Annotated in this window: 28 protein-coding genes and 1 pseudogene; 18 read left to right on the forward strand and 11 right to left on the reverse strand. The window is 74.2% G+C overall.

Features of this window, described 5'->3' with window-relative positions; genetic code table 11:
* Positions 1-220, forward strand: a pseudogene (locus AC2CHG_RS17845) (hypothetical protein); the annotation flags it as partial.
* A 34-nt stretch (positions 221-254) separates the two neighbouring features.
* Positions 255-1,235: a DNA polymerase domain-containing protein gene (locus AC2CHG_RS17850; protein ID WP_484525162.1), complete on the forward strand. Its 981-nt coding sequence runs from the start codon at positions 255-257 to the stop codon at positions 1,233-1,235.
* A gap of 4 nt (positions 1,236-1,239) precedes the next feature.
* On the opposite strand, the gene AC2CHG_RS17855 is transcribed toward AC2CHG_RS17850, so the two are convergent.
* Complete coding sequence (locus AC2CHG_RS17855) at positions 1,240-1,746, reverse strand: Lrp/AsnC family transcriptional regulator (RefSeq protein ID WP_262011709.1); 507 nt, start codon at positions 1,744-1,746, stop codon at positions 1,240-1,242.
* Positions 1,747-1,818: 72 nt separating this feature from the next.
* Here AC2CHG_RS17855 and pdhA point away from each other — a divergent pair, with 72 nt between their 5' ends.
* The 4 genes from pdhA (at position 1,819) to AC2CHG_RS17875 (ending at position 7,260) form a co-directional block, all read left to right on the forward strand.
* Positions 1,819-3,018 carry a pyruvate dehydrogenase (acetyl-transferring) E1 component subunit alpha gene (pdhA, locus tag AC2CHG_RS17860; RefSeq protein WP_484525171.1) on the forward strand — a complete coding sequence of 400 codons (1,200 nt, stop codon included), beginning with the start codon at positions 1,819-1,821 and terminating at the stop codon, positions 3,016-3,018.
* On the forward strand, positions 3,018-4,022 hold the full coding sequence (locus AC2CHG_RS17865) for an alpha-ketoacid dehydrogenase subunit beta (protein ID WP_262011708.1): 1,005 nt from the start codon (positions 3,018-3,020) through the stop codon (positions 4,020-4,022). The genes pdhA and AC2CHG_RS17865 overlap by 1 nt, the downstream gene beginning before the upstream one ends.
* 53 nt (positions 4,023-4,075) lie before the next feature.
* Complete coding sequence (locus tag AC2CHG_RS17870; RefSeq protein ID WP_484525172.1) at positions 4,076-5,536, forward strand: dihydrolipoamide acetyltransferase family protein; 1,461 nt, start codon at positions 4,076-4,078, stop codon at positions 5,534-5,536.
* Positions 5,537-5,988: 452 nt separating this feature from the next.
* Complete coding sequence (locus AC2CHG_RS17875) at positions 5,989-7,260, forward strand: L,D-transpeptidase (RefSeq protein ID WP_262011707.1); 1,272 nt, start codon at positions 5,989-5,991, stop codon at positions 7,258-7,260.
* A gap of 61 nt (positions 7,261-7,321) precedes the next feature.
* Here the strand turns inward: AC2CHG_RS17875 and AC2CHG_RS17880 are convergent, their stop codons facing one another.
* Complete coding sequence (locus tag AC2CHG_RS17880; protein ID WP_484525173.1) at positions 7,322-7,846, reverse strand: SMP-30/gluconolactonase/LRE family protein; 525 nt, start codon at positions 7,844-7,846, stop codon at positions 7,322-7,324.
* 6 nt (positions 7,847-7,852) lie between these two features.
* On the reverse strand, positions 7,853-8,341 hold the full coding sequence (locus AC2CHG_RS17885; protein ID WP_262011706.1) for an SMP-30/gluconolactonase/LRE family protein: 489 nt from the start codon (positions 8,339-8,341) through the stop codon (positions 7,853-7,855).
* A gap of 185 nt (positions 8,342-8,526) precedes the next feature.
* Here AC2CHG_RS17885 and AC2CHG_RS17890 point away from each other — a divergent pair, with 185 nt between their 5' ends.
* The gene (locus AC2CHG_RS17890; protein ID WP_355511944.1) at positions 8,527-8,946 is read left to right on the forward strand and encodes an STAS domain-containing protein; all 420 of its coding nucleotides are present in this window, start codon (positions 8,527-8,529) and stop codon (positions 8,944-8,946) included.
* Positions 8,947-9,040: 94 nt separating this feature from the next.
* Here the strand turns inward: AC2CHG_RS17890 and AC2CHG_RS17895 are convergent, their stop codons facing one another.
* Positions 9,041-9,409 (reverse strand): FKBP-type peptidyl-prolyl cis-trans isomerase, encoded by a 369-nt coding sequence (locus tag AC2CHG_RS17895; protein ID WP_013286592.1) that lies wholly within the window; start codon positions 9,407-9,409, stop codon positions 9,041-9,043.
* Between the two features lie 155 nt (positions 9,410-9,564).
* Positions 9,565-10,146, reverse strand: coding sequence for a hypothetical protein (locus AC2CHG_RS17900; protein ID WP_402806684.1), 582 nt, complete (start codon positions 10,144-10,146; stop codon positions 9,565-9,567).
* A 218-nt stretch (positions 10,147-10,364) separates the two neighbouring features.
* Here AC2CHG_RS17900 and AC2CHG_RS17905 point away from each other — a divergent pair, with 218 nt between their 5' ends.
* Positions 10,365-11,063, forward strand: coding sequence for a CBS domain-containing protein (locus tag AC2CHG_RS17905; RefSeq protein ID WP_262011703.1), 699 nt, complete (start codon positions 10,365-10,367; stop codon positions 11,061-11,063).
* Positions 11,064-11,087: 24 nt separating this feature from the next.
* On the opposite strand, the gene AC2CHG_RS17910 is transcribed toward AC2CHG_RS17905, so the two are convergent.
* Both AC2CHG_RS17910 and AC2CHG_RS17915 read right to left on the reverse strand, forming a co-directional pair.
* A complete protein-coding gene (locus tag AC2CHG_RS17910) occupies positions 11,088-11,810 on the reverse strand; it encodes a helical backbone metal receptor (RefSeq protein WP_484525163.1) in 723 nt (240 codons plus the stop codon).
* A 33-nt stretch (positions 11,811-11,843) separates the two neighbouring features.
* Complete coding sequence (locus tag AC2CHG_RS17915; protein WP_262011701.1) at positions 11,844-12,935, reverse strand: DICT sensory domain-containing protein; 1,092 nt, start codon at positions 12,933-12,935, stop codon at positions 11,844-11,846.
* A 107-nt stretch (positions 12,936-13,042) separates the two neighbouring features.
* Here AC2CHG_RS17915 and AC2CHG_RS17920 point away from each other — a divergent pair, with 107 nt between their 5' ends.
* Positions 13,043-13,909, forward strand: coding sequence for a PDDEXK family nuclease (locus AC2CHG_RS17920; protein ID WP_484525164.1), 867 nt, complete (start codon positions 13,043-13,045; stop codon positions 13,907-13,909).
* Between the two features lie 227 nt (positions 13,910-14,136).
* Here the strand turns inward: AC2CHG_RS17920 and AC2CHG_RS17925 are convergent, their stop codons facing one another.
* Entirely contained in the window at positions 14,137-14,379 is a 243-nt protein-coding gene (locus AC2CHG_RS17925) for a hypothetical protein (protein ID WP_484525175.1), read from the reverse strand.
* Here AC2CHG_RS17925 and AC2CHG_RS17930 point away from each other — a divergent pair.
* On the forward strand, positions 14,276-15,517 hold the full coding sequence (locus tag AC2CHG_RS17930) for a hypothetical protein (RefSeq protein ID WP_484525174.1): 1,242 nt from the start codon (positions 14,276-14,278) through the stop codon (positions 15,515-15,517). The two genes, AC2CHG_RS17925 and AC2CHG_RS17930, sit on opposite strands and share 104 nt — an antisense overlap.
* Positions 15,518-15,720: 203 nt before the next feature.
* Here AC2CHG_RS17930 and AC2CHG_RS17935 read toward each other — a convergent pair whose 3' ends face one another.
* Entirely contained in the window at positions 15,721-16,068 is a 348-nt protein-coding gene (locus AC2CHG_RS17935; RefSeq protein ID WP_262011993.1) for a histone-like nucleoid-structuring protein Lsr2, read from the reverse strand.
* 233 nt (positions 16,069-16,301) lie between these two features.
* On the opposite strand from AC2CHG_RS17935, the gene lon reads away from it, so the two are divergent.
* The 3 genes from lon to AC2CHG_RS17950 all read left to right on the forward strand — a co-directional run bounded on the left by lon (position 16,302) and on the right by AC2CHG_RS17950 (position 19,784).
* The gene (gene lon / locus AC2CHG_RS17940) at positions 16,302-18,623 is read left to right on the forward strand and encodes an endopeptidase La (RefSeq protein ID WP_484525165.1); all 2,322 of its coding nucleotides are present in this window, start codon (positions 16,302-16,304) and stop codon (positions 18,621-18,623) included.
* Positions 18,624-18,861: 238 nt separating this feature from the next.
* Entirely contained in the window at positions 18,862-19,287 is a 426-nt protein-coding gene (locus AC2CHG_RS17945) for a MarR family winged helix-turn-helix transcriptional regulator (protein WP_402806676.1), read from the forward strand.
* A gap of 32 nt (positions 19,288-19,319) precedes the next feature.
* Positions 19,320-19,784, forward strand: a complete 465-nt coding sequence (locus tag AC2CHG_RS17950) for an SgcJ/EcaC family oxidoreductase (protein ID WP_262011696.1) — start codon at positions 19,320-19,322, stop codon at positions 19,782-19,784.
* Between the two features lie 55 nt (positions 19,785-19,839).
* Here AC2CHG_RS17950 and AC2CHG_RS17955 read toward each other — a convergent pair whose 3' ends face one another.
* Both AC2CHG_RS17955 and AC2CHG_RS17960 read right to left on the reverse strand, forming a co-directional pair.
* Entirely contained in the window at positions 19,840-21,600 is a 1,761-nt protein-coding gene (locus tag AC2CHG_RS17955) for a DEAD/DEAH box helicase (protein WP_484525166.1), read from the reverse strand.
* A gap of 118 nt (positions 21,601-21,718) precedes the next feature.
* On the reverse strand, positions 21,719-22,546 hold the full coding sequence (locus AC2CHG_RS17960) for a hypothetical protein (protein WP_484525167.1): 828 nt from the start codon (positions 22,544-22,546) through the stop codon (positions 21,719-21,721).
* 132 nt (positions 22,547-22,678) lie between these two features.
* Between AC2CHG_RS17960 and AC2CHG_RS17965 the strand changes: the two genes are divergently transcribed.
* The 5 genes from AC2CHG_RS17965 to AC2CHG_RS17985 form a co-directional block, all read left to right on the forward strand.
* On the forward strand, positions 22,679-23,824 hold the full coding sequence (locus AC2CHG_RS17965) for a sensor histidine kinase (protein ID WP_484525168.1): 1,146 nt from the start codon (positions 22,679-22,681) through the stop codon (positions 23,822-23,824).
* On the forward strand, positions 23,821-24,426 hold the full coding sequence (locus tag AC2CHG_RS17970; RefSeq protein ID WP_484525169.1) for a response regulator: 606 nt from the start codon (positions 23,821-23,823) through the stop codon (positions 24,424-24,426). Before AC2CHG_RS17965 ends, AC2CHG_RS17970 begins: the two co-directional genes overlap by 4 nt.
* A gap of 44 nt (positions 24,427-24,470) precedes the next feature.
* The gene (locus tag AC2CHG_RS17975; protein ID WP_366619884.1) at positions 24,471-25,004 is read left to right on the forward strand and encodes a 2'-5' RNA ligase family protein; all 534 of its coding nucleotides are present in this window, start codon (positions 24,471-24,473) and stop codon (positions 25,002-25,004) included.
* Between the two features lie 84 nt (positions 25,005-25,088).
* Positions 25,089-26,033, forward strand: coding sequence for an inositol-3-phosphate synthase (locus AC2CHG_RS17980; RefSeq protein ID WP_043323695.1), 945 nt, complete (start codon positions 25,089-25,091; stop codon positions 26,031-26,033).
* 58 nt (positions 26,034-26,091) lie between these two features.
* Positions 26,092-26,396 (forward strand): ArsR/SmtB family transcription factor (locus tag AC2CHG_RS17985; protein ID WP_484525170.1); only part of this gene is annotated, 305 nt, incomplete at its 3' end.

Here is a 26,396-nt window from a genome sequence, read left to right on the forward strand (position 1 = left end):
GCTCGCGCAGGCGGCGCACACCGGCCTACGGCACCTGCCGGCCGGCTTCCCGGAGCGGCTGCGCGCGACGGCGGCCGGGCTCGCCGCGGTCGGCCTGGACCGCTGCGGCGCGACAGTGGCCGGCCTGGCCGGTGCGCTCGGCGCCGACCCCGGCGAACCGGCGGTACGGGCCTGGGTGGACGCCTGGATCCGGCTGTCGGTGACGGCGGAGTCCCGGTGAGCCGGTCCCCACGGCGGGGCCGGGTCGCTACGGTGTGACGGTGGCGACCACGGCGGCGCAGGAGATCCAGGTGGGGGAGCGGCTGGTCCGCGTCTCCAGCCCCGACAAGCCCTACTTCCCGGAGCGCGGGCTGACCAAGCTGGACGTGGTCAGCTACTTCCTGTCCGTCGGCGACGGCATCCTGCGCGCGCTGCGGGACCGGCCGACCATGCTGGAACGCTGGCCGCGCGGCGTGTTCGAGGGCGCGAAGGTCGCCACCCGGCAGACCAACAAGGGCGACGCGTTCTACCAGAAGCGGCTCCCGGCGGGCGCGCCCGACTGGGTCCGCACCGCGCACATCACGTTCCCCAGTGGGCGTACCGCCGACGAGGTCGCCCCGAGCGAACTGGCGGTGGTGATCTGGGCGGCGAACCTGGGCACGCTGCGGTTCCACCCGTGGCCGGTGTCGAAGGCCGACGTGGAGCACCCCGACCAGCTGCGCATCGACCTCGACCCGATGCCGGGGGTCGACTTCGCGCAGGTGGTGCCGGTGGCGCACGAGGTACGCGCGTTCCTGACGGAGCTGGGCCTGGAGGGCTTCCCGAAGACCACCGGCGGGCGCGGCATCCACGTGTACGTCTCGATCGAGCCGCGCTGGAGCTTCGGCGAGTGCCGGCGGGCGGTGCTCGCGCTGGGCCGGGAGATGCAGCGCCGCCTGCCCGACCTGGTCACCACCACCTGGTGGCGCGACCAGCGGGACCGGCCGGTCTTCGTCGACTACAACCAGATGGCCCGCGACCACACCATGACGTCGGCGTACTCGATCCGGCCGGCCCCGGCGGCGCTGGTCTCGGCGCCGCTGGACTGGTCCGAGCTGGACGACGCCCGGCCGGAGGACTTCGACGTGCTCAGCATGCCCGCGCGGTTCGCCGGGCGTGGCGACCCGCACGCCGGGCTGGACGGGCGGCGGTACTCGCTGGAAGCGCTGCTGGAGCGGGCCGACGCCGAAGGGCTGGAGTCGCCGCCGGAACGCTGACCGGTCAGTCCCAGGGGCTCTGCGTGCCGTCGAACTCCTCGAACACCAGCCAGGTACGTGTGGACAGCACCCCGGCGATGCTCTGCACCCGGTCCAGCACCACGTCCCGCAACGTCGCGTTGTCCGGTGCCCGGACCAGGGCGAGGACGTCGTGCTCGCCGCTGAGCAGCGCCGCGTGCTCGATGTAGCGCACCCGGGCCAGCTCGGCGGAGACCTCCCGCCAGGTGTTCTGCTCGATGGTGAGCGCGATGTACGCCGACGTGCCCAGCCCGGCCGGCTCCGGCGCGATCCGCGCGGTGAACCCGGTCAGCACCCCGTCGCGCAGCAGCCGCTCCACCCGGGCGTACGCGTTGGTGCGGGACACGTGCACCCGTTCGGCGAGCGTACGGATGGACGTGCGGGCGTCGCGGACCAGTTCGCGCAGGATCCGCCGATCCACCTCGTCCAGCGGCCCGGCCGAACGTCCCGTTCCGCCCGCCGCGCCCGGTGTGGCGCCGGTCTCCTGGCTCACCTCAGCCGCCCTCCTGTGCCATTCGTCCCGCGTTCATCCCGGATGTTGAGTCAATCATCCACGACCGGGAGCATAGGGCCACCACACGTCCAGGAGGTCCCCGCCGTGACGACCACACCCCAGGCGGTCCGCAGGGCATCCCCGCGCACCCGCCGGAAGACCACCCCGGCCGCACCCGACCCGTCGGCCGGCTTCATGCCGCAGCGGGAACCGGTCCGGCTGCTCGAACCCGACGGGACCCCGCTGCCGGCCCGCGACGACTACCCGGAGCCGCCGGTCGAGACGCTGCGCGAGATGTACCGGCGGATGGTCGTCGGCCGCCGCTTCGACGTGCAGGCCACCGCGCTCACCAAGCAGGGCCGCCTCGCCGTCTACCCGTCCGCGCGTGGCCAGGAGGCGTGCCAGATCGGCGGCGTCCTCGCGCTGCGCGACACCGACTGGGTGTTCCCCACGTACCGCGAGTCGATGGCGCTGACCGCGCGCGGCCTCGACCCGGTCGAGGTGCTCACGCTGCTGCGCGGCGACTGGCACTGCGGGTACGACCCCGCCGCCACGCACACCGCGCCGCAGTGCACCCCGCTCGCCACCCAGTGCGTGCACGCCGCCGGGCTGGCCTACGGCGAGTCGTACCAGGGTCGCGACACCGTGGCGCTGGCGTTCATCGGCGACGGCGCCACCAGCGAGGGCGACTTCCACGAGGGCATCAACTTCGCGGCCGTGTTCAAGGCGCCCGTCGTCTACCTCGTGCAGAACAACAAGTACGCGATCAGCGTGCCGCTGTCCCGGCAGACCGCCGCGCCCAGCCTCGCCTACAAGGGTGTCGGCTACGGCGTACCCAGCGAGCAGGTCGACGGCAACGACCCGGTGGCGGTCCTGGCGGTGCTGGAGCGCGCCGTCGCGCACGCCCGCGCCGGCAAGGGCCCCTACCTGGTCGAGGCCCACACGTACCGGATGGAACCGCACACGAACGCCGACGACCAGACCCGCTACCGCGACGCCGACGAGGTCGAGGCGTGGCGCGACCGCGACCCGATCGCCCGGCTCGAGGCGTACCTGCGGGCCAAGGGCGTCCTCGACGACGCCGCCGTCGCGGCGGTCGCCGAGGAGGCCGAGGAGTACGCCGCGACGCTGCGCCGCCGGATGGACTCCCAGCCGACAGTGGACCCGCTGAGCCTGTTCGACCACGTGTACGCCGAGCCGACGCCGCAACTCGTCGAGCAGCGCGAGATGGTCCGGGCCGAGCTGGCCGCCGACGCGGAGGGGGACGCCTGATGGCCACCATGACCATGGCGAAGGCGCTCAACGCGGCGCTCGCCGACGCGATGCTCGACGACGACCGCGTGCTCGTCTTCGGTGAGGACGTCGGCCAGCTCGGCGGCGTCTTCCGGATCACCGACGGGCTGCAGGCCCGCTTCGGCGACAAGCGCTGCTTCGACACCCCGCTCGCCGAGGCCGGCATCGTCGGGTTCGCGGTCGGCCTGGCCATGTCCGGGCTGCGGCCGGTGGTCGAGATGCAGTTCGACGCGTTCGCGTACCCGGCGTTCGAGCAGATCGCCTCGCACGTGGCGAAACTGCGCAACCGTACCCGTGGCGCGCTGAGCGTGCCGATCGTCATCCGGGTGCCGTACGCCGGTGGCATCGGCGGCGTGGAGCACCACTGCGACTCGTCCGAGGCGTACTACGCGCACACGCCCGGCCTGAAGGTGGTCACGCCCGCGACTGTGGACGACGCGTACTCGCTGCTGCGCGCCGCCATCGACGACCCCGACCCGGTGGTGTTCCTGGAGCCCAAGAAGCTCTACTTCACCAGCGCCGAGGCGGACCTGCCGGCCCGTACCGCGCCGATCGGCAGCGCCGTGGTGCGCCGCCCCGGCACCGACGCGACGCTGATCGCGTACGGGCCGGCGGTGCCGGTGGCGCTGGCCGCCGCCGAGGCGGCCCGCGAGGAGGGCTGGGACCTGGAGGTCGTCGACGTGCGCAGCATCGTGCCGTTCGACGACGCCACCGTCACCGCCTCGGTCCGCCGTACCGGCCGGTGCGTGGTGATCCAGGAGGCGCAGGGTTTCGCCGGCGTCGGCGCGGAGATCGCCGCCCGGGTGCAGGAGCGCTGCTTCCACGCGCTGCACGCGCCGGTGCTGCGGGTGTCCGGGCTGGACATCCCGTACCCGGCGCCGATGCTGGAGCACACCCACCTGCCCTCGGTCGACCGGGTGCTGGACGCCGTGGCGCGGCTCCAGTGGGACGACCAGCCCGACACGAGGTGGGTGGCGGCATGACCGAACGCACCGAGCGGAGCGAGGGCCGTGAGGGCATGCCCGGTCAGCGCGGCATGACAGCGGCGATCGGAACCCGGGACTTCCTTCTGCCGGACCTCGGGGAAGGGCTGAGCGAGGCGGAGATCGTCGAGTGGCGGGTCGCCGTCGGCGACGTCGTCACCGTGGACCAGACGGTGGTGGAGGTGGAGACCGCCAAGGCCGTCGTCGACGTGCCGTGCCCGTACGCCGGACGGGTCGTGGCCCTGCACGGCGCGGCCGGTGAGGTACGCCCGGTCGGCCAGCCACTCATCACCATCGCCCCGCTCGACGACGCCCCCGACCCGCACGCCACCTACCGTGAGGAGGAGCGGGCCGGGTCCGGCAACGTCCTGATCGGCTACGGCACCGGCCACGGCGGCACGGGCCGGCGGCGGCGCCGTCCGCGGCTGGCGCTGGCCCCCGAGCCCGCCCCGCCCGCCTCGACGGGCCCCGCGTCCGGTCCGGCGGCGGGCTCTCCGGTTCCGGCCGGTTCGTCGGTTCCGGCGGGCTCGGTCCCGGCGGGCTTGTCGGCTCCGAACGGCACGGCTGCCTCGGCGGACCGCTCGGCTGAGCCGGCAACGAACGGCGTGCAGTCGGCGCCGCTGGTCATCTCGCCGATCGTGCGGCGGCTGGCCAAGGAGCACGGTATCGACCTGGCGTCGCTGCGCGGCACCGGGCCGGGCGGCGTGATCCGCCGGGCCGACCTGGACGCCGCCGTGGCCGCCCCCGCTGCTCCGGCGGCCCGGCTGGCCGCGGTGCCGGACGCCCCGGCCGCCCACGTCGGGCTCGCCCCGGCGGGCGACGGGGACACGGTCATCCCGCTCACCGGTATCCGCAAGGTGATCGCCGACAAGCTCTCCCGCAGCCGGCGGGAGATCCCCGAGGTGACCATCTGGGTCGACGTGGACGCCACCGGCCTGCTGGAGACGCGCGCCGCGATAAACGCGGCCACCCCGGACACGCCGGTGAGCATCCTGGCGCTGCTGGCCCGGATCTGCCTCAGTGGCCTGCGGAGGTACCCGCAGCTCAACGCGCACGTCGACACCGAGGGCCAGCGGATCATCCAGTCCGCGGGCGTGCACCTGGGCATCGCCGCGCAGACCGACCGGGGCCTGGTCGTGCCGGTGCTGCGCGACGCACAGCGGCTCACCACCCGGGAGCTGGCCGCCGCGCTCGCCGAGACCACTGCGGCGGCCCGGGCCGGCACGCTGCCGCCGGCGCGGCTGACCGGCGGGACGTTCACGCTCAACAACTACGGCGTGTTCGGCGTGGACGGCTCCACGCCGATCATCAACCACCCGGAGGCGGCGCTGCTCGGCGTCGGCCGGATCGTGGACAAGCCGTGGGTGGTGGACGGGCAGCTCGCCGTCCGCAAGGTGACCCAGATCAGCCTCACCTTCGACCACCGCGTCTGCGACGGCGGCGTGGCGGGCGGCTTCCTGCGCCACGTGGCGGACTGCGTCGAGCAGCCGGCCCTCCTGGTAGCCAACGTCTGACCCGTCCGCCCCCCCGGCCCCGGCCTCTCCTCACGAGGGGCCGGGGTCGCTCCGTCCTCCGCAGCCTGCCCGCGATCTTGCACTTGCGGCCCTTGATATGCCCGATTAGCACCTTTCTCCAGGACCGCAACTGCAAGATCGCGGCGGCGATGCGGGTGGCGTGGGCGATTGCGTCCAGCGCATCTCGTTTTCGTCAGTCGATCATGAGGTTGTCGGGGACAAAACGGACGCCATCCGCCGTCAACTTCATGATCGACGGACCGGGGTCGCTGAGCGGCGGGTGAGGGGGTGGGGAACCGGGCGGAGGGCGCTTAGGGCGCAAGCCGGTACGGGAATTGCCTGTCCGGCACGATTCTCCGCAACCGTTTCCGAGCAATTCCGCCGAAGGTGCCACGGCGCGATCCCGGGCCTACAGAATGTGGGCGAGAGGGTTCGGAAATGGGGGGCGAAATATGTTTGCGAGGCGCCGACTGACGCTTTTCGCGATGACCGTCGCAGCCGCGCCGCTGGCGGTCGGCGCGTGTACCGCCGGCCCGAAGTCGGTGGCGAAGCGGGCCGAGGCGGCACCGCCGTCGGTCTCCGTGACGCCAGCCGACAGTACCCGGGGCGTGCCGATCAGCGCGGAGGTGGGCACGAAGGTGAGCAACGGCAAGGTGACAGCCGTCAAGCTGACCGACGACAAGGGCAACGCGGTGCCGGCCCAGCCGCGGGAGGACGGTTCCGGCTGGGTGCCGGACCGACCGCTCGCCAATTCCCGGACGTACACCGCGGAGGTGACCGCGACCGGCGATTCCGGCAAGACCGCCACGCAGAAGACGACGTTCACGACGATGGCCAAATCCACCAAACCGGCAGTCACCAGCGAATTGTATTTCCGGCCGAATCAGACGTACGGGACGGCGATGCCGGTCGTGCTCGGATTCGACCCGCCGATTCCGAAGGAGGCGCGTGCGGACGTCCAGCGCCGGCTCTTCGTGAAGACCGACCCGCCGCAGCCGGGCACCTGGTCCTGGGTGGCCGACGGCAAGCAGGCCGAGTACCGGGCGCCGGACCGCTGGAAGCCGGGCACGAAGATCAGCGTGCGCAGCGCGCTGGAGGGGCTGCCCATCGGCAAGGAGGCGGTCGGCGATTCCGACCGGGTCGCGAGCGCCAAGGTCGGCCGGCAGGTGACCCTGGACATCGACAACGGGACGAAGCAGATGACCGTCTACGAGGACGGCAAGGCGGTCAAGAAGATCCCGGTCAGCCTCGGCAAGGAGAGCACGCCGACGTCCAGCGGCACCATGGTGATCATGGAGAAGCACGAGCACACCACCTTCGACACCCGGGGCGAGCCGAACGGCGGCTACGTGGTCGACGTGGACGACGCCCAGCGGCTGACCTGGGGTGGTGAGTTCATCCACTCCGCGCCGTGGTCGGAGGGGGAGCAGGGCTACACCAACACCTCGCACGGCTGCACGAACGTCTCGGCCACCGCCGCGGACTGGCTGATGGGCTTCACGCAGGTCGGTGACCTGGTGACGGTCAAGGGCACCGAGGTGAAGCTGGATCAGGGCAACGGATTCACCGCCTGGAACGTCAGCTGGGACGAGTTCGCCAAGGGCAGCGCGCTGCCCGTACCGGCGGGGCTGAAGCCCACGCAGAGCGCCACGCCGCACCCGGGCGCGGTGGCCGGCGGGTCGTCACCGGCCCCGGCCCCCTCGCGGAGCAACAGCGGCGGCTGAACCTGGGGAGGAACGGCCACGGGGCCGGCCCGCCGTCCGCGTGGGCCGGCCCCGCGTCGTCTCAGTCCAGGCCGACCCGGGCCACCCCGGCCGCGGTCAGGCTGCCCAGCCAGAGGTCGCGGCCGTGCTGCCGCACGCCGGTGACCATCGGGTACGCCCCGCTCGGGCCGTGCAGCGTGCGCAGCACCCGGCCGTCGCCGTCGACCAGCGCGACCAGCCCGTAGCGGCGCGGCTGCGGCTGCACCGCGCCGGGCAGCAGAGCCACGATCTGCCGGACCCGGGGATGCGGCAGCAGCCGTTCCATGGCCCGCAGCCGCGGGCTGGGCAGCGCCACCCAGTAGGTGCCGTCGCCGACGCCGGAGATGTTGTCCGGGTACGCGGGCAGGTCGGTGAGCACAGTGGCCCGCCCGCTGGGCAGGTCGACGCGGAGCAGCCGGTGGGTGGCGGTCTCGGCGAGCATCAGCGCCGACTCGTCCGGGGTGAGCGCGAGCCCGTTGGGGAAGTAGAGCCCGTCCGCGACCACGTCGGTGCGCCCGGTGCGCCTGTCGTACGCGAGTACCCGCCCGTTGGGCCGGTGCTCCAGCAGGTCGCGTTACCAGTGCGAGAGCGGGAACCGGTCGGACGAGTCGGTGAAGTAGACGGTGCCGTCACGCGCCACCGCCGCGTTGTCGGCCAGGTGCACCGGCGGCGCGGTGCCGGTCAGCTCGTGCACCCGGCCGGCCGGGTCGATGCGCAGCAGCCCCCGGTACGCGTCGCAGACCAGTAACCCGCCGTCGACCGGATCCCGCTCGATGCCCAGCGGTCGTCCGCCGGTCTCGGCCAGCAGCGTCGGCGGCGTGCCGGGCGGGGAGTCGGCCGGCCACCACCAGAGCCGGCCGTCCTCGTCGCCGCTGACCACCCGGCCGTCGCCGTCGACCACGACGTCCTCCGGGCCGTGCCCGCCGGCCGGCAGCGGCAGCAGGTCGGCCCGGTCGAGCCGGGTGTCGGCGGGCGACCAGGGGCCGGTGAGCGGCGGCGGCACCGTCGCCGGCTCGCGGACCGGCCGGATCAGCAGTGGGGCGCGCGGGCGGGGGACGACCATCGGCTCATTGTGGCCCCGCGGCGTCGCGCAGGGCAGTCCCCGGCGGCGTTTCGCCGCTTCCCGCGCGGCGTGGCGGCACGGCTGCGGGATGACCCTGAGACGGCTCGGGGTCGGTTCCCGGACACTACCCGGAACCCCCGCCGCGAGGTCCGGAAATGTCGGAGGGCGCGGGTAGGTTTGGCCGCATGGTACACAGCGGTGAGCGCTTCTTCGTGGCGATGGACGTGCACGACCACGTGGTCGAGCTGCGACCGGTCGGCGAGATCGACATCGCCACCGTGACGGCGTTCCGGGCCGCGCTCTGGGCGGCGCCGGCCCGGCCGGTGCTGCGGGTCGACCTGGCCGGTGTCCGGCTGCTCTCCGCCGCCGGCGTCCGCGCGCTGGTCGCCACCCACCTGCGGGTCCGCTCCCGGGGTGGCGAGCTGGTGCTCACCGACCCCGACCCGGTGGTGGCCCGGGTGCTGCGGGTGACCGGCCTGCACCGGGTGCTCCCGGTGCGCTGCACCGACCGCGCCCAGAACCTCCCCGACCGCGCCCAGAACCTCCCCGACCGCGCGCCGGACCTGCCCGGCCGCCCCCGCGAGCTGGTGGCCTGCGCGGCCTGAACAGGCGGCGGCCCGAGCAGAGGCGGGCCGGCGGTCCGAACATGCGCCGGGCCGCCGGCCCGGAAGCCGGCGGCTCGACGGGACGGTGTCGCGCTCAGCGCACGCCGAGCAGGTCCACCACGAAGACGAGCGTCTCGTTCGGCTTGATGACGCCGCCCGCGCCCCGGGCGCCGTAGCCCAGGTGCGGCGGGATGGTGAGCTTGCGCCGGCCGCCGACCTTCATGCCCACGACGCCCTGGTCCCAGCCGGCGATGACCTGGCCGCCGCCGAGCGGGAACTCGAACGTCTCACCCCGGTTCCACGAGGCGTCGAACTCGCGGCCGTTCGAGTGGGCCACGCCCACGTAGTGCACGCTCACCAGCTGGCCCGCGCGGGCCTCCGGGCCGTCGCCGACGGTGATGTCCTCGACGACCAGATCGGCGGGCGGCGCGCCCTCGATCGGGCCGATCTGGGGCTTGTCCATGAGCGGGTCTCCTCGGTGCTGACGGTGTGGTCACCGTCGATCCTGCCGGATCGCGACCGGCCGATACGCGCCGGTCCCCGCACACCGGCGTGGCGGGGACACGAGAAGAGGGCGGGCGCCGCCTGTCGGCGACGCCCGCCCCGGAGCGGGCTGGTTCACTTCAGCCAGGGGAGACGCTGGACCAGGGGGAGCTTCGCCCAGATCCGGCCGAGGCCGAGGGTGTTGCCGGCGCCCACCAGGGCGAGACCGGCCAACAGGCCCGCGTAGATGAGGTGGTCGTCCATGAAGGGGTTGTTCGCCGGGGGCAGCACGGCCGTCCACATCAGGACCAGGAGCAGTCCGCCGGCCACGGCGGCGATCCGGATGCCGATGCCGAGCATCAGCGCGACACCGATGCCGAGCAGGCCGACCATGAACAGGGTGTCCGCCCAGGCCGCGCCGGCGATGTTCCGGTAGAGGTCCGCGAACGGGCCCTCGACCGCGTTGCCCAGGAAGCCCTTGGTCGGGCTGCCGCCGTTGATCCAGGCGTTCTTCGCCGGGGTCTCGTGGCCGAGGCCGAACATCTTGTCGAGGAAGGCCCAGAGGAAGATCCAGCCCAGGGCGAGCCGCAGCCCGGCCCAGACGTACCGGGTGGCCTTCTGGCGGGTGGTCTCGGTGTGCGCCGCCGGAGCGATGGTGGCGGCGGGGGTCCGCTTGACGGCGGGGGTCCGCTCGATTGTCGCGGTCATGGTGTCCACGTCCCTTCCTGTGCCTCGCACCGCGCTTCCCGGTGGCACATTCATTCCACCGCCGCGCGGCGCCCGGGAGCAGGGCCGAGAGGTGCCCTCGTGACCGGGTCCTTGGTCCCGTCCGTACCCGGTCCGGTCGGCCCCTCGCGGCCGGTCCGCCGCCCCTGACCAGGCCGTACGCCGGCGGCCTACCGTCGCAGGTGGAAACTCGGTACGAGGAGGTCGTGATGAGGGCGTGGCAGGTTACCGACGTGATGACCAGGGACGTCGCCACGGTGACGGAGGAGACCCCGTACCGCGAGGTCGTCGACGTGCTGGTGCGGCAGCGGATCAGCGGTGTGCCGGTGGTGGACTCGTTCCGCCGGGTGCTCGGGGTGATCTCCGAGGCGGACCTGCTGCACAAGGTGGAGCGGTCCGGTCACCCGGACGAGCGGCGGGTCTTCGAGGGACGGCGCCGCCGTACCGCGCGGGAGAAGGCGGGCGCGCTCGTCGCCCGGGACCTGATGACCGCGCCCGCGGTCACCACCCACGAGCGGGCGTCGCTCGCGGCGACCGCCCGGCTGATGGACCACGAGGCCGTCAAGCGGCTCCCGGTGCTGGACGACCTGGGCCGGCTCGCCGGCATCGTCACCCGCGGTGACCTGCTGCGCGTGCACCTGCGTACCGACGCGGAGATCCGCGAGGAGGTCGTGCACGAGGTGCTGCGCCGGGTGCTGTCCGTACGCGACGGCCTGGTCACGGTCCAGGTCCGCGGCGGCGAGGTCACCATGGACGGGCGGCTGGACCGGCGCAGCGCCGTCGAGCTGGCGGGCCGTCTCGCCGCGCAGGTCGCGGGCGTGGTCGCGGTGCACAACGCGATCGGGTACGACGTGGACGACACCACGCTGATGGAGCTGGACCCGGTGCACGCCACCCCGGTCGCCTGAGCACCGGCACCCGGGCCTCACCGGTCAGGTGGGGCCCGCGGCGGCGAGCTGGGCGGCCAGCAGCGCCGGGGCCTCGGCCAGCGACGGGCCGTACCAGGTGAGGTGCCGGCCGGACACCAGCGCCGCCGGCACACCGGGGAACGCCTCCGGCCCGTCGTCGGCGGTGAACCGGTACGGCTCGTCGGGCAGCACCACCAGCTCCGGCGCCCGGGCGCGCAGCTCGTCCAGGCTGGGCCGGGGATAGCGTTCCGCGTCCCCGGCCCAGCCGTTGCGCACACTCAGCCGGGCCAGCACGTCCCCGGCGAACGTGTCCCGTCCCAGCACCACCCACGGGCGCCGCCACACCGGCACCACGGCGGTGCGGACGTGTCCCGGCGCGGGCAGCGCGGCCCAGGCGTGGCGGGCCTCCCGCAGCCACCGCGGCTCGGCCGGCACGCCGAGCGCGTCGACCAGCTCACCGAGCTGGTCGAGGGCCTCGGGGACGGTACGCGGGAAGGTGACCCGGACCGGCACCCCGGCGGCGCGCAGCGCCTCGGCGTCGGCCAGCCGGTTCTCCTCCTCGTTGAGCAGCACCAGATCCGGCTCGAGCGCGAGCACCCGGTCCAGGTCCGGGTACTTCGTCCCACCGACCCGGGCGACGTCCAGCCCGGCCGGGTGGGTGCACCAGTCGGTCGCGCCGACCAGCACCTCCGGGCGGGTGGCCGCGACCGCCTCGGTCAGCGACGGCACCAGCGACACCACCCGCACCGCGTCTCCCTCTCCTCGAACCGGACCGGCCGGTCAGCCGGCCGGCGCGGCCACGGCGTCGGCGTTCTCCGGCGGCAGGCCCGCCACCGGCAGGCCCTTGCGTACCGCCCAGTCGACGGCGGCGCGCAGGTCCGCGGTGGGCAGCGGCCGCCGGGTGGTCACCCCGACCGCCGCGTGCACGATGTACGCCATGAACGGGTACGACCGGGCCAGCGCGCCGATCCCGTCGTGCAACCGGCGTACCACCTCCAGCGCGGCCGGTTCGTCGAGCCCGGGCAGGACGAGCTGGAACTCGTTCTCGGTGACGCGTACCGCGCGGTCGACCGGCCGCAGCACGCCGGTGATCGCGGTGAGCACGGCGTGCCCCTCGCGGGCGACGCCGCGCCGGCCGAAGCGTTCCGGTGAGCCGGGCGGCGCCTCCACCCGCAGGCCGACCAGCGCCACCGGCAGCGTGCCGGAGGCGGTCACCCCGTCCGCGCCGGACCACCGGGCCAGGCCTGATTCGTCCAGCATGGTCTCGGCCGGCTCGACCGGCTGGTGGTTCCGGTCGCCGCGGCGGGCCAGCATCCGCAGTGCCGCCTCGGCGCGCGGTTCGCCCGGCCCGGCTGGGATGTCCCGCACCCGGGCGATCGCCTCGTCCAGCGCGGTGCGTGCCGCGGCGGGCAGCCGCTCGGCGAGCTGTTCGCGCAGCCGGATCACCTCGTGCAGCGCCTCGTCGCGGCGGAAACCCCAGCGGCCCTCGAACAGCCGGCCGGCCTCCAGCGTCGGCGCGGGCGCCACCTCGGCCCGGTCGTGCGCGACGAGTGTGGCGCCGAAACGCGGGCTCAGCGCCACCACCGTCCACTCCCGGGCCAGCGCCTCCGCCTCGTCCAGGGTCACGCCGTACGCCCCTTCGGGCAGGTCGGGCGGCGGTCCGCCGACCATCGCCACCACCGTCACGGCGGCGCGGCCGGCGATGCGCCGGTAGACCTCGCGCTCCCGGGCGAAGTACGGCAGCCGCTGGAACAGCGCGAGCACGACGAGCGGGCCGTCCTCGGCCTCGGCGAGCGCGGCGCGTTCGATGGCGTGGGAGACGGCGACGAGACTGCGTTTGGTGAACTGTTCCGGGGTCCGTCCGCTGGGCACGGGCAGAGCCTAGAGGGACGGGCGCGGTAGCGCACCGGGCGGCCGTACCGACTGCGCCGCACCGCCTACACTCGGGCGTCGACCGGACGAGGGGGGATCGGGGCGAGATGACGAGCACAGGCAGTGTGACCGCCTCCTGGCTGCGGCCGGTCCCGCCCGGCGTCGCGCCGTCCCTGGTCCGGGCCGGCCACCTCGGTCACGCCGGCCGGCGGCTCGGTGACCTGGTGCAGGGCCGCCCGCCGGGGGTCACCGGCAGTCAGTGGAGCACCGCCGGGCGGGCGTCGCTCGACCTGGTGGTCTGCGCCGCCGAGACCGGGCTGCCGCGCTTCGCGGTGCGGTTCACCGCGCCCGCTCCGGACGGGTCGCCGGCCCGGCGGGAGGAACGACTCACCGACGCGGTCTGCGCCGCCGTCGGCCTGCCGCTGGTGCGCGTCGAGTCGCCGGCGCTGGGCGGCGCGGAGCAGGTCCGCCGGTTCGCCGAGTACGTGCTGGACGCGCGGGCCTACGCCGACGGCACCGACCCGGACGCCGGCGACGCGGTGGGCTTCCGGGACATCATCGGCCGGCTGCCGGACGGCCGGCGTGGACCGGTGAACGACCTCGGCGCGCTGGCCCGGGTCGAGGCGGTCGAGGCGTACGTGGCGGGCCGGATCGCCGACCCGATCGTGCGCGGCCTGCACGTGCGCTGGACCGACGGGCCGGCGGAGGGCTGGGCCTGGGCCGAGGTGCGACCCGGCCGCTGTCTGCTGGAGCGGGTCCGGCTGACCGCGCGCGGCTTCGCCTACGGCGTCGACGCGGGGCGGCTCGCCGAGGATCTGGCCGTGGTGGCGCTGGGGGAGCGGCTGCGTGACCTCGACGGGGCCGCGCCGTCCCTGCTGGACCGGGACGAGCTTCTCCGGCAGGTCCGCGCGCTCGCCGCGCGGCGGGACTCCTTCGACGGCGGCTTCGCCTTCGACCACCTCTGCGCCGACTGAACCGTCCCCGCCGGCCCGGACGGCGACTTTTCGATTTTTTCCGATCTCCGGTTGAACCTTCGCCGACGGCGCTCCGTACCTCATCGGGAATGGACGCAGATCTTCCCCGCCGCGCCCGGACGGCGCGGAGACGGTGCGGAAAGGGCATCGTCGGCCATTGACTCGCGACTGAGCGTCGCAGTGATCTCACACCCCGAATTCGTCGGTCCGCCGGGATCACCAGTCAACTACCGGATCGAGAAGGAGAGCAATTCGATGCGCAGGTCCACACGGGCGCGCCGGTCATCCGGTAACGCGCGGAGCAAGCGGATGCTGGCGGTTGTCGGCACGCTCGCGGTCTTCGGCGGCATCGTCGCCGTCACCCAGATCTCGTCCGCCCAGGACCGGCGGACGACCACCCGCGCCGCCTCGGCGTCCTGCGTGCCCGCGAGCCCGGGGGCGACCGCCCCGGACGGCCAGGGCAGCACCACCCGTACCTGGCAGAACGGCCGCTGGGTCCGCAACCACTGGGGTGACGGTCAGATGTCGCCGGCCGAGTGCCAGCAGACCACGGCGGGTGGGGGGGGGGGGGGGGGCCCCCCCCGCGGCGCCCCCCCCCCCCCTCGCCCGCCCCCCCCCCCCCGCCGCCCCCCCCCCCCCCCCCCCCCGACGGTGGCCTGCCCGGACGTCCGTGGCCGGCTGCCGCAGGTGCCCGGCCAGGCCCGTGCCGAGGTGGACCGCACCCTGGCGCTGCTGGAGAGCCAGATCGGCGAGGCGAACCGGCGGCTCGCGGCGGAGGGCCGCAACGGCGGTGAGTTCATAAACAACGCGATCCTCGGTCCGCTCGCGGACAAGCGGACGGCGGCGCTCAACCGGATCGCCACCGCCATCGGCCGGTTCGCGCAGCGCCCGCAGGGTCTGGACCAGTTCGCCCGATGCGCGGTGAGCGACACGCCGCAGAGCGGCGGCCAGAACGGTGGCGGTCAGAACGGCGGCGGTCAGAACGGCGGCAACAACGGAGGCCAGAACGGCGGTAACAACGGCGGTAACAACGGCGGCGGGAACAACAACGGCGGCAACAACGGCCTGAACGTGCTCGCCAAGGACTGCTCCGGCAGCCGGCTTCAGGGCCACGACGGCTTCCAGAACGGCAACCGGTGCGTGAGCACCGCGTTCGGTGAGGTGGGCGCCGCGGCGAACAACCCGTCGCTGCTGATCACGCAGTTCCCGAACCAGGTGCGGCGCAACCAGCCGTTCACGCTCCGGGTCACCACCAAGAACCTGGTGCGGGACCGCTTCCTCGCCGCCGGTCAGGGCGGCTACTACCTGGAGAGCTCGCTGCTCAACGGCCAGGGCCTGGTACGCGGTCACTTCCACACCGCCTGCCGGATGCTCGGCAGCACCCGGCAGCCCCCGAACCCGCAGGACGTGCCGGCGTTCTTCGTCGCCACCGAGGACGGCCGGGGCGGCAACCAGCCGGACGACGTGCTGATCCAGATCCCGGGCCTGGCGCAGTCGGGCGTGGCGCAGTGCGCGGTCTGGGCCGGTGACGGCTCGCACCGCATCCCGATGATGGAGCGGGCGAACCAGACCCCCGCCATCGACGTGGTGCGCATCCGGGTCAACTGAGCGACGCGACGGCCGCGGCCGTCCGGGGGACTCCTCCGGGCGGCCGCGGCCTTTCCGCGTACGGGAACGGTGGGAGACGATCCCGGAGGAAATCTCGTGCCGTGGGTATCCGCCGGACGAAAAGCGCCGTGCGGAGAATGCCGATCGGGCCACGCCGATTTCTCAGCGTGACCCCGGGATGCCCGACGGTGAACCGGTGACGGTCAGCGGTTCTTGTACGCCTCGACCACCGACACCGGGATGCGCCCGCGCTCGGAAATCTCGAACCCGTTCTTGGCGGCCCATTCCCGGATGGCGCGGTTCTGCTCGCGGTCCATTCCCGAGGTGCTCGGCCGGGTCGTGCGACGGGCGCCGCGGGTGACCTCGGCGGCTCCGCGGCCGATTCGCCTGCCAGCGCTGATGTACGGATCCAGGGCCTTGCGCAGGACGCCCGCGTTCTCGTCGGAGACGTCGATCGTGTACGCCACGCCGTCCAGGCTGAACTCGACGGTCCGATCGGCCTTTCCACCGTCGAGGTCGTCGGTCAGAACGGTGATTACTTTCCTTGCCATCGCCATTACTCCCTGTGTCGGGCGGGGTGTGGCTAAGAGTTTGACCTACCGCGCGGTAATCCCGCAACAATAGCCGACTGTTTCCATTCGGCGGGTCGCGGTAAACGGTGCCGCCATTGGGTGCGGAGCGCCGGAACGGGGCGCTCGGCGTGGCGTGGGTCACAACCCGGAACAAGGGGCACGTTTTGTTACTTGAGCCAGACACGCTCAACCAACGTGATGGCAGGTGTTCGATGGCAACTCTTCCGGTACTCCCACTGACCGACGCCGTCCTGCTGCCCGGGATGGTCATCCCGGTGACCCTCGACCCGACCACCCAGGCCGCCGTCGACGCGGCCCGCGCCACCGGCGACAAGGAACTCCTTGCCGTACCCCGCATCGACGGCGAGTACGGCTCCGTCGGCGTGGTCGCCACGATCGAGAAGGTGGGCCGGCTGCCCAGCGGCGAACCGGCGGCGGTCGTCCGCGGTCTCACCCGCGCCCGCATCGGCTCCGGCGTGCCCGGTCCCGGCGCCGCGCTCTGGGTCGAGGCGACCACACTCGACGAACCCGCACCGGCGGGCCGCGCCCGGGAACTCGCCCGCGAGTACCGCGCGCTCATGAGCTCGGTGCTGCAACAGCGCGGCGCCTGGCAGGTGATCGACGCGATGGAGCGGATGACCGACCTGTCCGAGCTGGCCGACTCGGCCGGCTACGCGCCCTGGCTCAGCCTGACCCAGAAGACCGAACTGCTCGCCGCGCCGGACGTCACCGCCCGGCTGGAACTGCTCGTCGGCTGGGTGAAGGAACACCTGGCCGAGCAGGAAGTCACCGAGCAGATCAACAGCGACGTCCGCGAGGGGCTGGAGAAGTCCCAGCGGGAGTTCCTGCTCCGCCAGCAGCTCGCCGCGATCCGCAAGGAACTCGGCGAGGACGAGCCGGACGGCTCCGCCGACTACCGCTCCCGGGTGGAGTCCGCCGACCTGCCGGACAAGGTCCGCGAGGCGGCGCTTCGTGAGGTCGGCAAGCTGGAGCGGGCCAGTGACGCCTCGCCCGAGGCGGGCTGGATCCGTACCTGGCTGGACACCGTGCTGGAGATGCCGTGGAGCACGCGTACCCAGGACAACACCGACCTGGCCGCGGCCCGGGCCGTGCTCGACGCCGACCACGCCGGCCTGGCCGACGTGAAGGACGGCATCCTGGAGTACCTCGCGGTGCGCAACCGGCGCGCGGAGCGCAGCCTCGGCGTCGTCGGCGGACGCGGCTCCGGCGCGGTGCTGGCCCTGGCCGGCCCGCCGGGTGTCGGCAAGACCAGCCTCGGCGAGTCGGTCGCCCGGGCGCTGGGCCGCAACTTCGTCCGCGTCTCCCTCGGCGGTGTCCGGGACGAGGCGGAGATCCGCGGCCACCGGCGCACCTACGTCGGCGCGCTGCCCGGCCGGATCGTGCGGGCGCTGCGCGAGGCCGGCTCGATGAACCCGGTCGTGCTGCTCGACGAGGTCGACAAGCTGGCCGCCGGCTACTCCGGCGACCCGGCGGCGGCCCTGCTCGAGGTGCTCGACCCGGCGCAGAACCACACGTTCCGCGACCACTACCTGGAGGTCGACCTCGACCTGTCCGACGTGCTGTTCCTCGCCACCGCCAACGTGGTCGAGGCGATCCCGGGCCCGCTGCTGGACCGGATGGAGCTGGTCGCGCTGGACGGCTACACCGAGGACGAGAAGGTCGCCATCGCCCGGGACCACCTGCTGCCCCGGCAGCGGGAGCGGGCCGGGCTGACCGGCGAGGAGGTGAGCGTCGCCGACGAGGCGCTGGCGCTGATCGCGGGCGAGTACACCCGGGAGGCCGGCGTCCGGCAGCTCGAACGAGCCCTGGCGAAGATCCTGCGCAAGGTGGCCGTCGCGCTCGCCACGGACCCCGCGCCGGTGCACGTGGACGCCGGCAACCTGGCCCGATACCTGGGCCGGCCGAAGTTCACCCCGGAGTCGGCCGAACGCACCGCCGTGCCCGGCGTGGCGACCGGCCTGGCCGTCACCGGCGCCGGTGGCGACGTGCTGTTCATCGAGGCCACCACGATGGAGGGTGAGCCGGGACTGACGCTGACCGGCCAGCTCGGCGACGTGATGAAGGAGTCCGCGCACATCGCGTGGTCGTACCTGCGGTCGAACGGACGGCGCTACGGCCTGGACCCGAACGCGCTGGCCGGACGTCGGATCCACCTGCACGTCCCGGCGGGCGCGGTGCCGAAGGACGGCCCGAGCGCCGGCATCACCATGGTGGCCGCGCTGGCCTCACTGGTGACCGGGCGGCCGGTGCGGCCCGAGTTCGGGATGACCGGCGAGGTGACGCTCTCCGGCCGGGTGCTGCCGATCGGCGGGGTGAAGCAGAAGCTGCTCGCCGCCCACCGGGCCGGTCTCACCGAGGTGATCATCCCGAAGCGCAACGAGCCGGACCTGGACGACCTGCCGGCCGAGGTGCGGGAGGCGCTGACCGTGCACACCCTGTCCGACGTGGCGGACGTGCTCGCGCTGGCGCTGCGCCCGGCCGAGATCGAGGCGGGGACGCTCGCCGCGGCCTGAGCGGGGGCGGGGGTCCGGTGACGGCCGGACCCCCGCTCCACGGCGCGACCGGATGGTCCGTCCGGCATCCCGGCCGGCCGGAGCGTCGACAGCCGTTCCCGGCCCGGCATACTGGCCGGCGTGCGGCCAGGACCGACGGACGCCGCGCGGAGAGGCTGGTCAGGTGGCGCGCAGAGCAACTGACGGGGATGCACCGGGAAGCGGAACCCCGGACCTCGGCGATCTTCTGGGCCGGGAGTTGAGCACCGCCGTGGTGATGTTCCACGAGGCGGTGGCCGCCCGGCGTGGCCTGACGGCCACGGAGAACAAGGCGCTCGATCTGCTGGCCCGGCGTGGCCCGCTCACCTCCGGTGATCTCGCCCGTCAGCTCGGGCTCACGCCGGGTGCGGTCACCGGGCTGGTGGACCGGCTTTCCCGCGCCGGGTACGCGCGGCGCAGCCCGGACGCGACGGACCGGCGCAAGACGTTCGTCGTCGCCGACGTGGAGCGGCTCGACGCCGAGATGGGCCCGGTCTTCGCGCCACTCGGTGCGGCGATCAGTGAGCTGACCCGCGGGTACACCGAGGCGCAGCTCGCCACCGTCGAGCACTTCGTCCGCAACGTGGTGGTCATCCTCCAGGAGCAGACCTCCCGAGTCTCCGCCCCCTCCGGCGACGGGGCCTGACAAAAACATTTCAGTGCGCTAAAATGTTTAGCATGCTGAATCAATCTACGGAAGCCGGCGTCCGCCGCGCCCTGGCCCGGGTCGCCGACGCCTGGGGTGAGGGCGACCCGGACCGGTACGCGGCCCTCTTCAGCGAGGACGCGGACTACACGGCCTACGACGGCACCCGGATGGCGGGTCGGCGCGCGATCGCCGACGGTCACCGGGCGCTGTTCGGGGGCGTCATGCGCGGCTCGCGCATGACCGTCCGAGAGCCGCGCATCCGGCACGTCGCCACCGACGTCGCCGTGGTGTGGGCGCTGGGCGGGATCATCATGCGCTGGCAGCGCGGCCGTACCGAGCCGTCGGCGAAGCGGCTCTCGGCGGTCACGTTCGTCCTCGTCCACCAGGGGGACGACTGGCTCGTGACCGCGTTCCAGAACACCAGGTACCGCCCGTGGTCGCGTACCGTCGTCGGGCGGCTGACGAACCGCATGGCGGGTGGGAACGGCCGGTGACCGTCACCGGCGGCGGCTTCTCCGGCGGTGCCGGTCACCGGCTGCGGTGGACGCCTCAGCGGCGGCCGCGGCGGCCGGCGTCGAAGGGACGCTCCCGGCCGTCGGACTCGCCGCCGTCCCGGTCCCGGCGTACCGTCGCCTTGCGGCCCTTGATGGTGGTGCCGCGCAGCCCCGCGATGATCTCGTCGGCCACCGCCTGCGGCACCTCGACCAGGGAGAACCGGTCGGCGATCTCGATCGAGCCGATGTCCCGGCCGTTGATCCGGGTCTCCCCGGTGATCGCGCCGACCAGGTCCTGCGGCCGCACCCCGGCCCGCCGGCCCAGCCCGATGAAGACCTGGGTGGTCCCGCCGGTACGCGGACGGCCCGGCCCCCGGCGCTCGCCCCGCCCGCCGGTCTCCGGCCGGCCCTCGCGCGGGCCGCGGACCGGAACCTGCGGGATCTCCTCCTCGTCGTCCGAGCCCGGTGACGTCGCCTCGTGCGCCAGCTTCACCGCCGCCAGCGCCACCTCGACCAGGTCGAACTCGTCGGTGAGCGACTCCACGATCGCCCGGTACGGGTCGAGGTCGTCCTCCAGCAGGCTCTCCCGCAGCGCGGCCTGGGTCAGTTCCAGCCGCCGGGTCCGCATGTCGGCGACAGTGGGGATCTTGTCGATGGCGATCCGCTGCCCGGTGACCCGCTCGATGGTCTTGAGCATCCGGTGCTCACGCGGCTCGGCGAGCGTGATCGCCACACCCTCCCGTCCGGCCCGGCCGACCCGCCCGATCCGGTGCACGTACGACTCCGGGGCCGACGGCACGTCGTAGTTGACCACGTGGGTGAGCTGCTCGACGTCCAGCCCTCGGGCGGCCACGTCGGTGGCGACCAGCAGGTCCGCCGTGCCGGCGCGCAGCCGGCCCATCACCCGGTCCCGCTGCTCCTGGCTCATCCCGCCGTGCAGCGCCTCGGCCCGGTAGCCCCGGCCGTTCATCGTCTCGGTGAGCCGGTCCACCTCCTCGCGGCTGCGGCAGAACACGATCGCCGCGGTGGGCGACTCCACGTCCAGCACCCGGCCCAGCGCGGCCGGCTTGTGCCCCCGGGCCACGATGTACGCGCTCTGCCGCACCCGGGGTGCCTCCCCGGCGACCGGCCGCTCCCGCTCGATCCGGATGCGGACCGGGTCGGTCAGGTGCTGCCGGGCCAGCCCGTCGATACGGGCCGGCATGGTGGCGGAGAACAGCACCGTCTGCCGGCCCGCCGGGGCGTGCTCCAGGATCGCCTCGATGTCCTCGGCGAAGCCCATGTCGAGCATCTCGTCCGCCTCGTCCAGCACCACCGTGCTCAGCGCGCCGAGCCGCAGCGTGCCCCGGGCGATGTGGTCCAGGGCCCGGCCCGGCGTCGCCACCACCACGTCCACCCCGTGGTCGAGCGCGCGCAGCTGCCGGCCGATCGGCTGCCCGCCGTAGATCGGCAGCACCCGGGCGCCCAGGTCCTTGCCGTAGCGGTGGAACGCCTCGGAGACCTGCACGGCCAGTTCCCGCGTCGGCACCAGCACCAGCGACACCGGGTCGCCCTCGGCCCGCCCCACCGGCATCCGCTGCAGCAGCGGCAGCGCGAACGCGGCGGTCTTGCCCGTACCGGTCGCCGCCTGACCCAGCAGGTCCTGCCCGGCCAGCAACGGGGGGATGGCCTCCCGCTGGATCGGCGTCGGTTCCTCGTATCCGAGCGCGGACAGCGCGCCCAGCAACTCGGTGCGCAGCCCGAGATCGGCGAAGGCGAAGGCGTCCTCGGCGTCGTCGGGAACGGCGGGGTCGGTCGGGCTCGGTGCGGCGGTCATGCGACAAGTTTTTCATCACCGCCGCGCGGGGGTCGCGGCGACCGGGGCAAACGTTCGCCGCGCCACCCCGGCGCCGTCCTCTCCGGGTGATCCGGCGCGGCCCCGTGCCCCCGCCGGATCACCGGGACAGGACGGCCAGCAGCGTGGTCAGGCCCACCCCGACGTCGAACACCGCGCACCACAGCGCGTACCCGCGCGGCACCACCGCGCCGGTGCGGTGGTACCAGGCGTCCCAGGCCGCGTGGACGAGCCAGCCCACCCCGACGAGCACCCCGGCGACGTCGGCGGACGCGATCATCGCCACGACCGCCAGGCCGCCCCACACGGCCGCCCCGGCGAGCTGCGCGGCCAGCGCGCGCCGGTCGCCCCACTGCCGCCGCCAGGTGCCGATCAGCAGGTAGCCGGCCGGCAGGACCAGCAGCGTCCACGGCGCGAAGACGGTGGGCGCGAACCACATGTCCACGGTCATGAGCAGTCCCAGCCCGGCCGGCCACCCGCGCGTCACAGCCGCCGCGACCGGGTGCCGGCGCGGCGGCGCGGCGGGCGTGTGCCGGTGCCGCAGCGCCACCAGCAGCATCGCCGGCACCATCAGCAGGTGACCGCCGAGCAGCAGCGTGTCGCCCCCGACCCACCCGGCCCACCAGGGCGGGAGCAGCAGCAGGAACGGCACGTACATGGCCGCTGACATCTCCGCGGTGGCGGCCCGGCCGTCCCCCCGGTACCACATCCAGGCGGCCATGCCCGCCGCCATGTCCGTCGCCATCACCAGCGCGGCCACGTCCGGCCGCGCCAGCACCGCCGCGCCGCCCAGCAGGCTCCCGCCCACCTGCCACAGCGGCCCGAGCAGCACCATCCCGGCCACCATCGCCACCACCATCCCGGCCAGGTGCCGGGTCCGCGCCCACCCGGCCCACCGCCGGGGTACGACCACAGTCATCTCCGTCATGCCCCGACCCTGCCGCCGCCCGGCGCACCGGAGAAGGCGCGTCAGTCACCGGGAAACCGTGCGGAACGCACGATCCGGCCGTGACGTTTCTCAGGGGTGGGCGGACCGGTGCACGCCCTAGGATCAGCGGGCATGAGCGTCGATCCGGCGGACCACCGGCTGCGCCGGGCCCGGCGGGTCACCCTGCTGTCGCTGGCCACGAACGTCTGGACCACCGTGCTGCTGCCCGCCGTCGGCCTGGCCCGCGAACCCGACCCGGTACGCGTCGCGCTCGGCGCCGCCGGGCTGCTCGCCTTCACCGCGGCCCAGATCGCGGTGCTGCACGCGGCCGTCACGCCGTGGCTGCCCGTACCGGCCCGCCGGACCCGGCACGCCGCGCTCACAGTGGCGGCGCTGCTCAGCCTGCCGCTGCTCGGCCCGGTCGCGGCCGGAACCTGGCCCACCTGGGCCTGGCTCGGCGCATCCCTGGTCGGCATGACGCCGCTGCTGTTCCGGCCCGACGTCGCCGCGGTGGCGGCGGCCGGCGTCCTCGCGGTGTCCGCCGCCGTCACCGGGGCGACGGGCGGGCCGGTGCCCACGGCACTGCTGGTCACCGGCGTGGTGGGCGCCGGGATCGCCGCGCTCACCTGGGTCCAGGTCTGGTTCTGGGACCTGTTCGTCGAGGCCCGGCAGGGGCAGGCCGCCCAGGCGCGGCTCGCCGCCGCCGAGGAACGGCTGCGCTTCGCCCGCGACGTCCACGATCTGCTCGGCCACGACCTGACGGTGATCGCGCTCAAGGCCGAGCTGGCGGAGCGGCTGGCGCCGCGCGACGCCGCGAGGGCCGCCCGGGAGGCGGCCGAGGCCCGGCGGCTGGCCGGCTCGGCGCTGACCCGGGTCCGGGCGGCGGTGCACGGCTACCGCGCGGTCGACCTGGCCGAGCAGGCCGCCGCGGTGGGGGAGGTGCTGCGCTCCAGCGGCGTCCGCACGACAGTGGTTCCGCCCGCCGGTGAGGTGCCCGCGCCGGTCGCCGCCGACCTGGCCGCCGTGCTGCGCGAGGCCGGAACCAACGTGCTGCGGCACAGCCGGGCCGGCTGGTGCCGGATCGAGATCACCCGGGAGGACGGCGTGGTGACGCTGACCGTACGCAACGACGGCGTCCGCGACGACGCCGGACCGGACCGGCTCAGCGGCGGCCTGCGCGGCCTGGCCGACCGGCTCGCCCCGGCCGGCGGACGGGTCCGGGCCGAGGCCGCCGACGGCGTGTTCAGCCTGGTGGCGACAGTGCCGGTGACGCCGTGATCCGGGTGCTGCTGGCCGACGACGAGGAGCTGATCCGGCTCGCCCTGGCCGCGCTGCTCGACCTGGAACCGGACATCGAGGTGGTCGCGCACGCCCGCGACGGGCGCAGCGCCCTGGACGCGGCGCTGGCCCACCGCCCCGACGTCGCCGTGCTCGACCTTGAGATGCCGCGGCCCGGAGGCGTCGAGGTCGCCGCCGAGCTGACCCGGGCGCTGCCCGGCTGCGCGCCGGTGATCCTCACCGGACACGGCCGGCCCGCCCAGCTCCGGCCGGCGCTCACCGCCGGGGTACGCGGGTTCCTCGCCAAGGGCGCCCCCGGCGGCGCGCTGGCCGACGTGATCCGCCGGGTGCACTCCGGGGCGCGTTACGTCGATCCCGCGCTCGCGGCCGACGCGCTCACCCTGCCCGAGTGCCCGCTCACGCCGCGTGAGCTGGAGACGCTGCGGCTGGCCGAGCTGGGTACGCCGGTCGCGGTGATCGCCCGGCGGACCCACCTGGCCGCCGGAACGGTCCGCAACCACCTCAGCGCCTGCGTGCAGAAGCTCGGCGCCGCCGACCGGGCGGAGGCGGTCCGGCGGGCGCGCGAGGCCGGCTGGCTCTGACGTACGGGGCGTCGCGGGCGGTCGCCGGCGACTAGCCTGATCACGTGCGGACGGTCGAACTGCTCTGCTCTCCCGAACTGGAAGCGGCGGTTCGCGCTGCCTGGGACCGGCTCGCCGCCGCCGGGCTGCCCAGCCTGGCCCGCAACACGCACCCGACGAACCGGCCGCACCTCACGCTCGCCTCGGTGGAGGAGTTCCCGCCCGGCGCCGAGCAGCGCCTGGCCGACCTCTGCGACGCGGCGCTCCCGCTGCCGGTGCGGCTGGGCCGGGTGACGGTGCTCGACGGCAGCGCGCCACTGGTGTGGCTGGTCCGCCCGACCCCGCAACTCGTCGCGCTGCACGGCGCGGTCTGGGACGTACTGGCCGAGGCGTCTGGCGGGCACTCGTGGCACCAGCCCGGCCGGTGGGTGCCGCACCTGAGCCTGGCGCTGCGGTTCGGCGCGGCGGACCGGCGCCGCGCTCGGGCGGTCGCCGGGGCGCACCCGCCGGCCGGGGCGTTCGTGGCGGCGCGCAGCTACGACGGCGACACCCGCACCATCAGCGAGCTGACCACCGCCTGCCCGCGTTCCGGCGGCTGACCGAGAGGTCATGCCCGGCGCTGGTGGGCGTCGGTTCCGCTGACCGGGACCCCCGCGTGGGCAGATTCGGGTACTCTTCGCCCCATGATCGACAGTGTTCGATTGGCGGTCGTCGGTGTGGGCAACAACACGTCGGCGCTGGTGCAGGGCATCGCCTTCTACCGCAACACCGGCAGCCTGGTAGGGCTCCACCGGCCAGAGATCGCGGGACTGGGCGTCAGCGACATCGACGTCGTCGCCGCTTTCGCCATGTCCGACCGAAAGGTGGGCAAGGATCTCCACGAGGCGATATTCATGCCGCCCAACAACTTCCCGCGCCTCGACACCGAACTTCCGCCCGCCGGCGTGACGGTGCGGCGTGGCCTGGTGGACTCGACGGAAGTCGAACGGGTGGCGCACGCGCTGGAAGGGGCGGAGGTGCTGCTCTACTCCGCTCCGAGCGGTCGGCCGGACACGGCTCGGGCGTACGCCGAGGCGGCTCTGACGGCGGGAGTCGCGTTCGTGAACACCACGTCGGATCCGGTGGCCAGGCACGAGTCACTACTGGCACGTTTCGAGGAAGCCCGTGTGCCGTTGCTCGGCGACGACCTGGCCAGCCAGTTCGGCACCTCCGTGCTGCACCACGCACTACTGCGGCTGATCGAGGAGCGCGGCCTCACCCTGGGCAGCTCCTACCAGGTCAATCTGGGCGGGACCGAAGACTTCCGCAACCTGGTCGAGAACCCGAACACCAAGAAGCAGTCCAAGCTGAACGCCCTGGGGTCGTCCGGCAAGGTCCAGATGGCGCCCCTCGCGTACATGCCGCACCTGCGATCCCACAAGATCGCCCACCTCAACATCGAAGCGCAGGGCTGGGCCGAGACGGCGGTGAGTGTGGAGGTGCGCCTGCAGGTGCATGACCCGAGTGGTGCCGCCGGCGTCAACATCGACCTGATTCGTCTGGCGGCCATCGCCCTGCGGTCGGGTCGTGGCGGCTACCCGGCCGAAGCGGCATCCCTCCTGAAGTCCCCACCCGGAACCGCGATCTGACCCCAACCCCCCGGACCGTTCCGCGCGGCCCGAACCGTGCCCGTGTCAGCATGGGCCGATGACCACCGGTGCCGACGGACGCGGACTCGCCGGGTTCGCCGCGCTGCTCGCCGACCCCACCCGGGCCGGCTTCTGCCTGGCCCTGCTCGACGGCCGCGCCTGGACCGCCGGGGAGCTGGCCCGCGCCGCCGGGGTGGCCGCGTCCACCGCGAGCGGCCACCTCACCCGGCTGGTGGCGGGCGGCCTGGTGGTCGAGCAGCGGCAGGGCCGCCACCGGTACGTCCGCCTCGCCGACCCGGGCGTCGCCCAGCTCGTCGAGGACCTGGCCGCGCGGGCGCCCGCACCGGCGGCCCCGCCCCGCAC

The sequence above is a fragment of the Micromonospora sp. ATLC20 genome (genome assembly GCF_057196585.1).

Coding starts and splice junctions, on each gene's coding strand:
- AC2CHG_RS17865 (WP_262011708.1), top strand. CDS start 3,018: ATGGCCACCATGACCATGGCGAAGGCGCTCAACGCGGCGCTCGCCGAC.
- AC2CHG_RS17870 (WP_484525172.1), top strand. CDS start 4,076: ATGACAGCGGCGATCGGAACCCGGGACTTCCTTCTGCCGGACCTCGGG.
- AC2CHG_RS17875 (WP_262011707.1), top strand. CDS start 5,989: ATGTTTGCGAGGCGCCGACTGACGCTTTTCGCGATGACCGTCGCAGCC.
- AC2CHG_RS17885 (WP_262011706.1), bottom strand. CDS start 8,341: ATGGTCGTCCCCCGCCCGCGCGCCCCACTGCTGATCCGGCCGGTCCGC.
- AC2CHG_RS17890 (WP_355511944.1), top strand. CDS start 8,527: ATGGTACACAGCGGTGAGCGCTTCTTCGTGGCGATGGACGTGCACGAC.
- AC2CHG_RS17895 (WP_013286592.1), bottom strand. CDS start 9,409: ATGGACAAGCCCCAGATCGGCCCGATCGAGGGCGCGCCGCCCGCCGAT.
- AC2CHG_RS17905 (WP_262011703.1), top strand. CDS start 10,365: ATGAGGGCGTGGCAGGTTACCGACGTGATGACCAGGGACGTCGCCACG.
- AC2CHG_RS17920 (WP_484525164.1), top strand. CDS start 13,043: ATGACGAGCACAGGCAGTGTGACCGCCTCCTGGCTGCGGCCGGTCCCG.
- AC2CHG_RS17935 (WP_262011993.1), bottom strand. CDS start 16,068: ATGGCAAGGAAAGTAATCACCGTTCTGACCGACGACCTCGACGGTGGA.
- lon (WP_484525165.1), top strand. CDS start 16,302: ATGGCAACTCTTCCGGTACTCCCACTGACCGACGCCGTCCTGCTGCCC.
- AC2CHG_RS17950 (WP_262011696.1), top strand. CDS start 19,320: ATGCTGAATCAATCTACGGAAGCCGGCGTCCGCCGCGCCCTGGCCCGG.
- AC2CHG_RS17955 (WP_484525166.1), bottom strand. CDS start 21,600: ATGACCGCCGCACCGAGCCCGACCGACCCCGCCGTTCCCGACGACGCC.
- AC2CHG_RS17960 (WP_484525167.1), bottom strand. CDS start 22,546: ATGACGGAGATGACTGTGGTCGTACCCCGGCGGTGGGCCGGGTGGGCG.
- AC2CHG_RS17965 (WP_484525168.1), top strand. CDS start 22,679: ATGAGCGTCGATCCGGCGGACCACCGGCTGCGCCGGGCCCGGCGGGTC.
- AC2CHG_RS17980 (WP_043323695.1), top strand. CDS start 25,089: ATGATCGACAGTGTTCGATTGGCGGTCGTCGGTGTGGGCAACAACACG.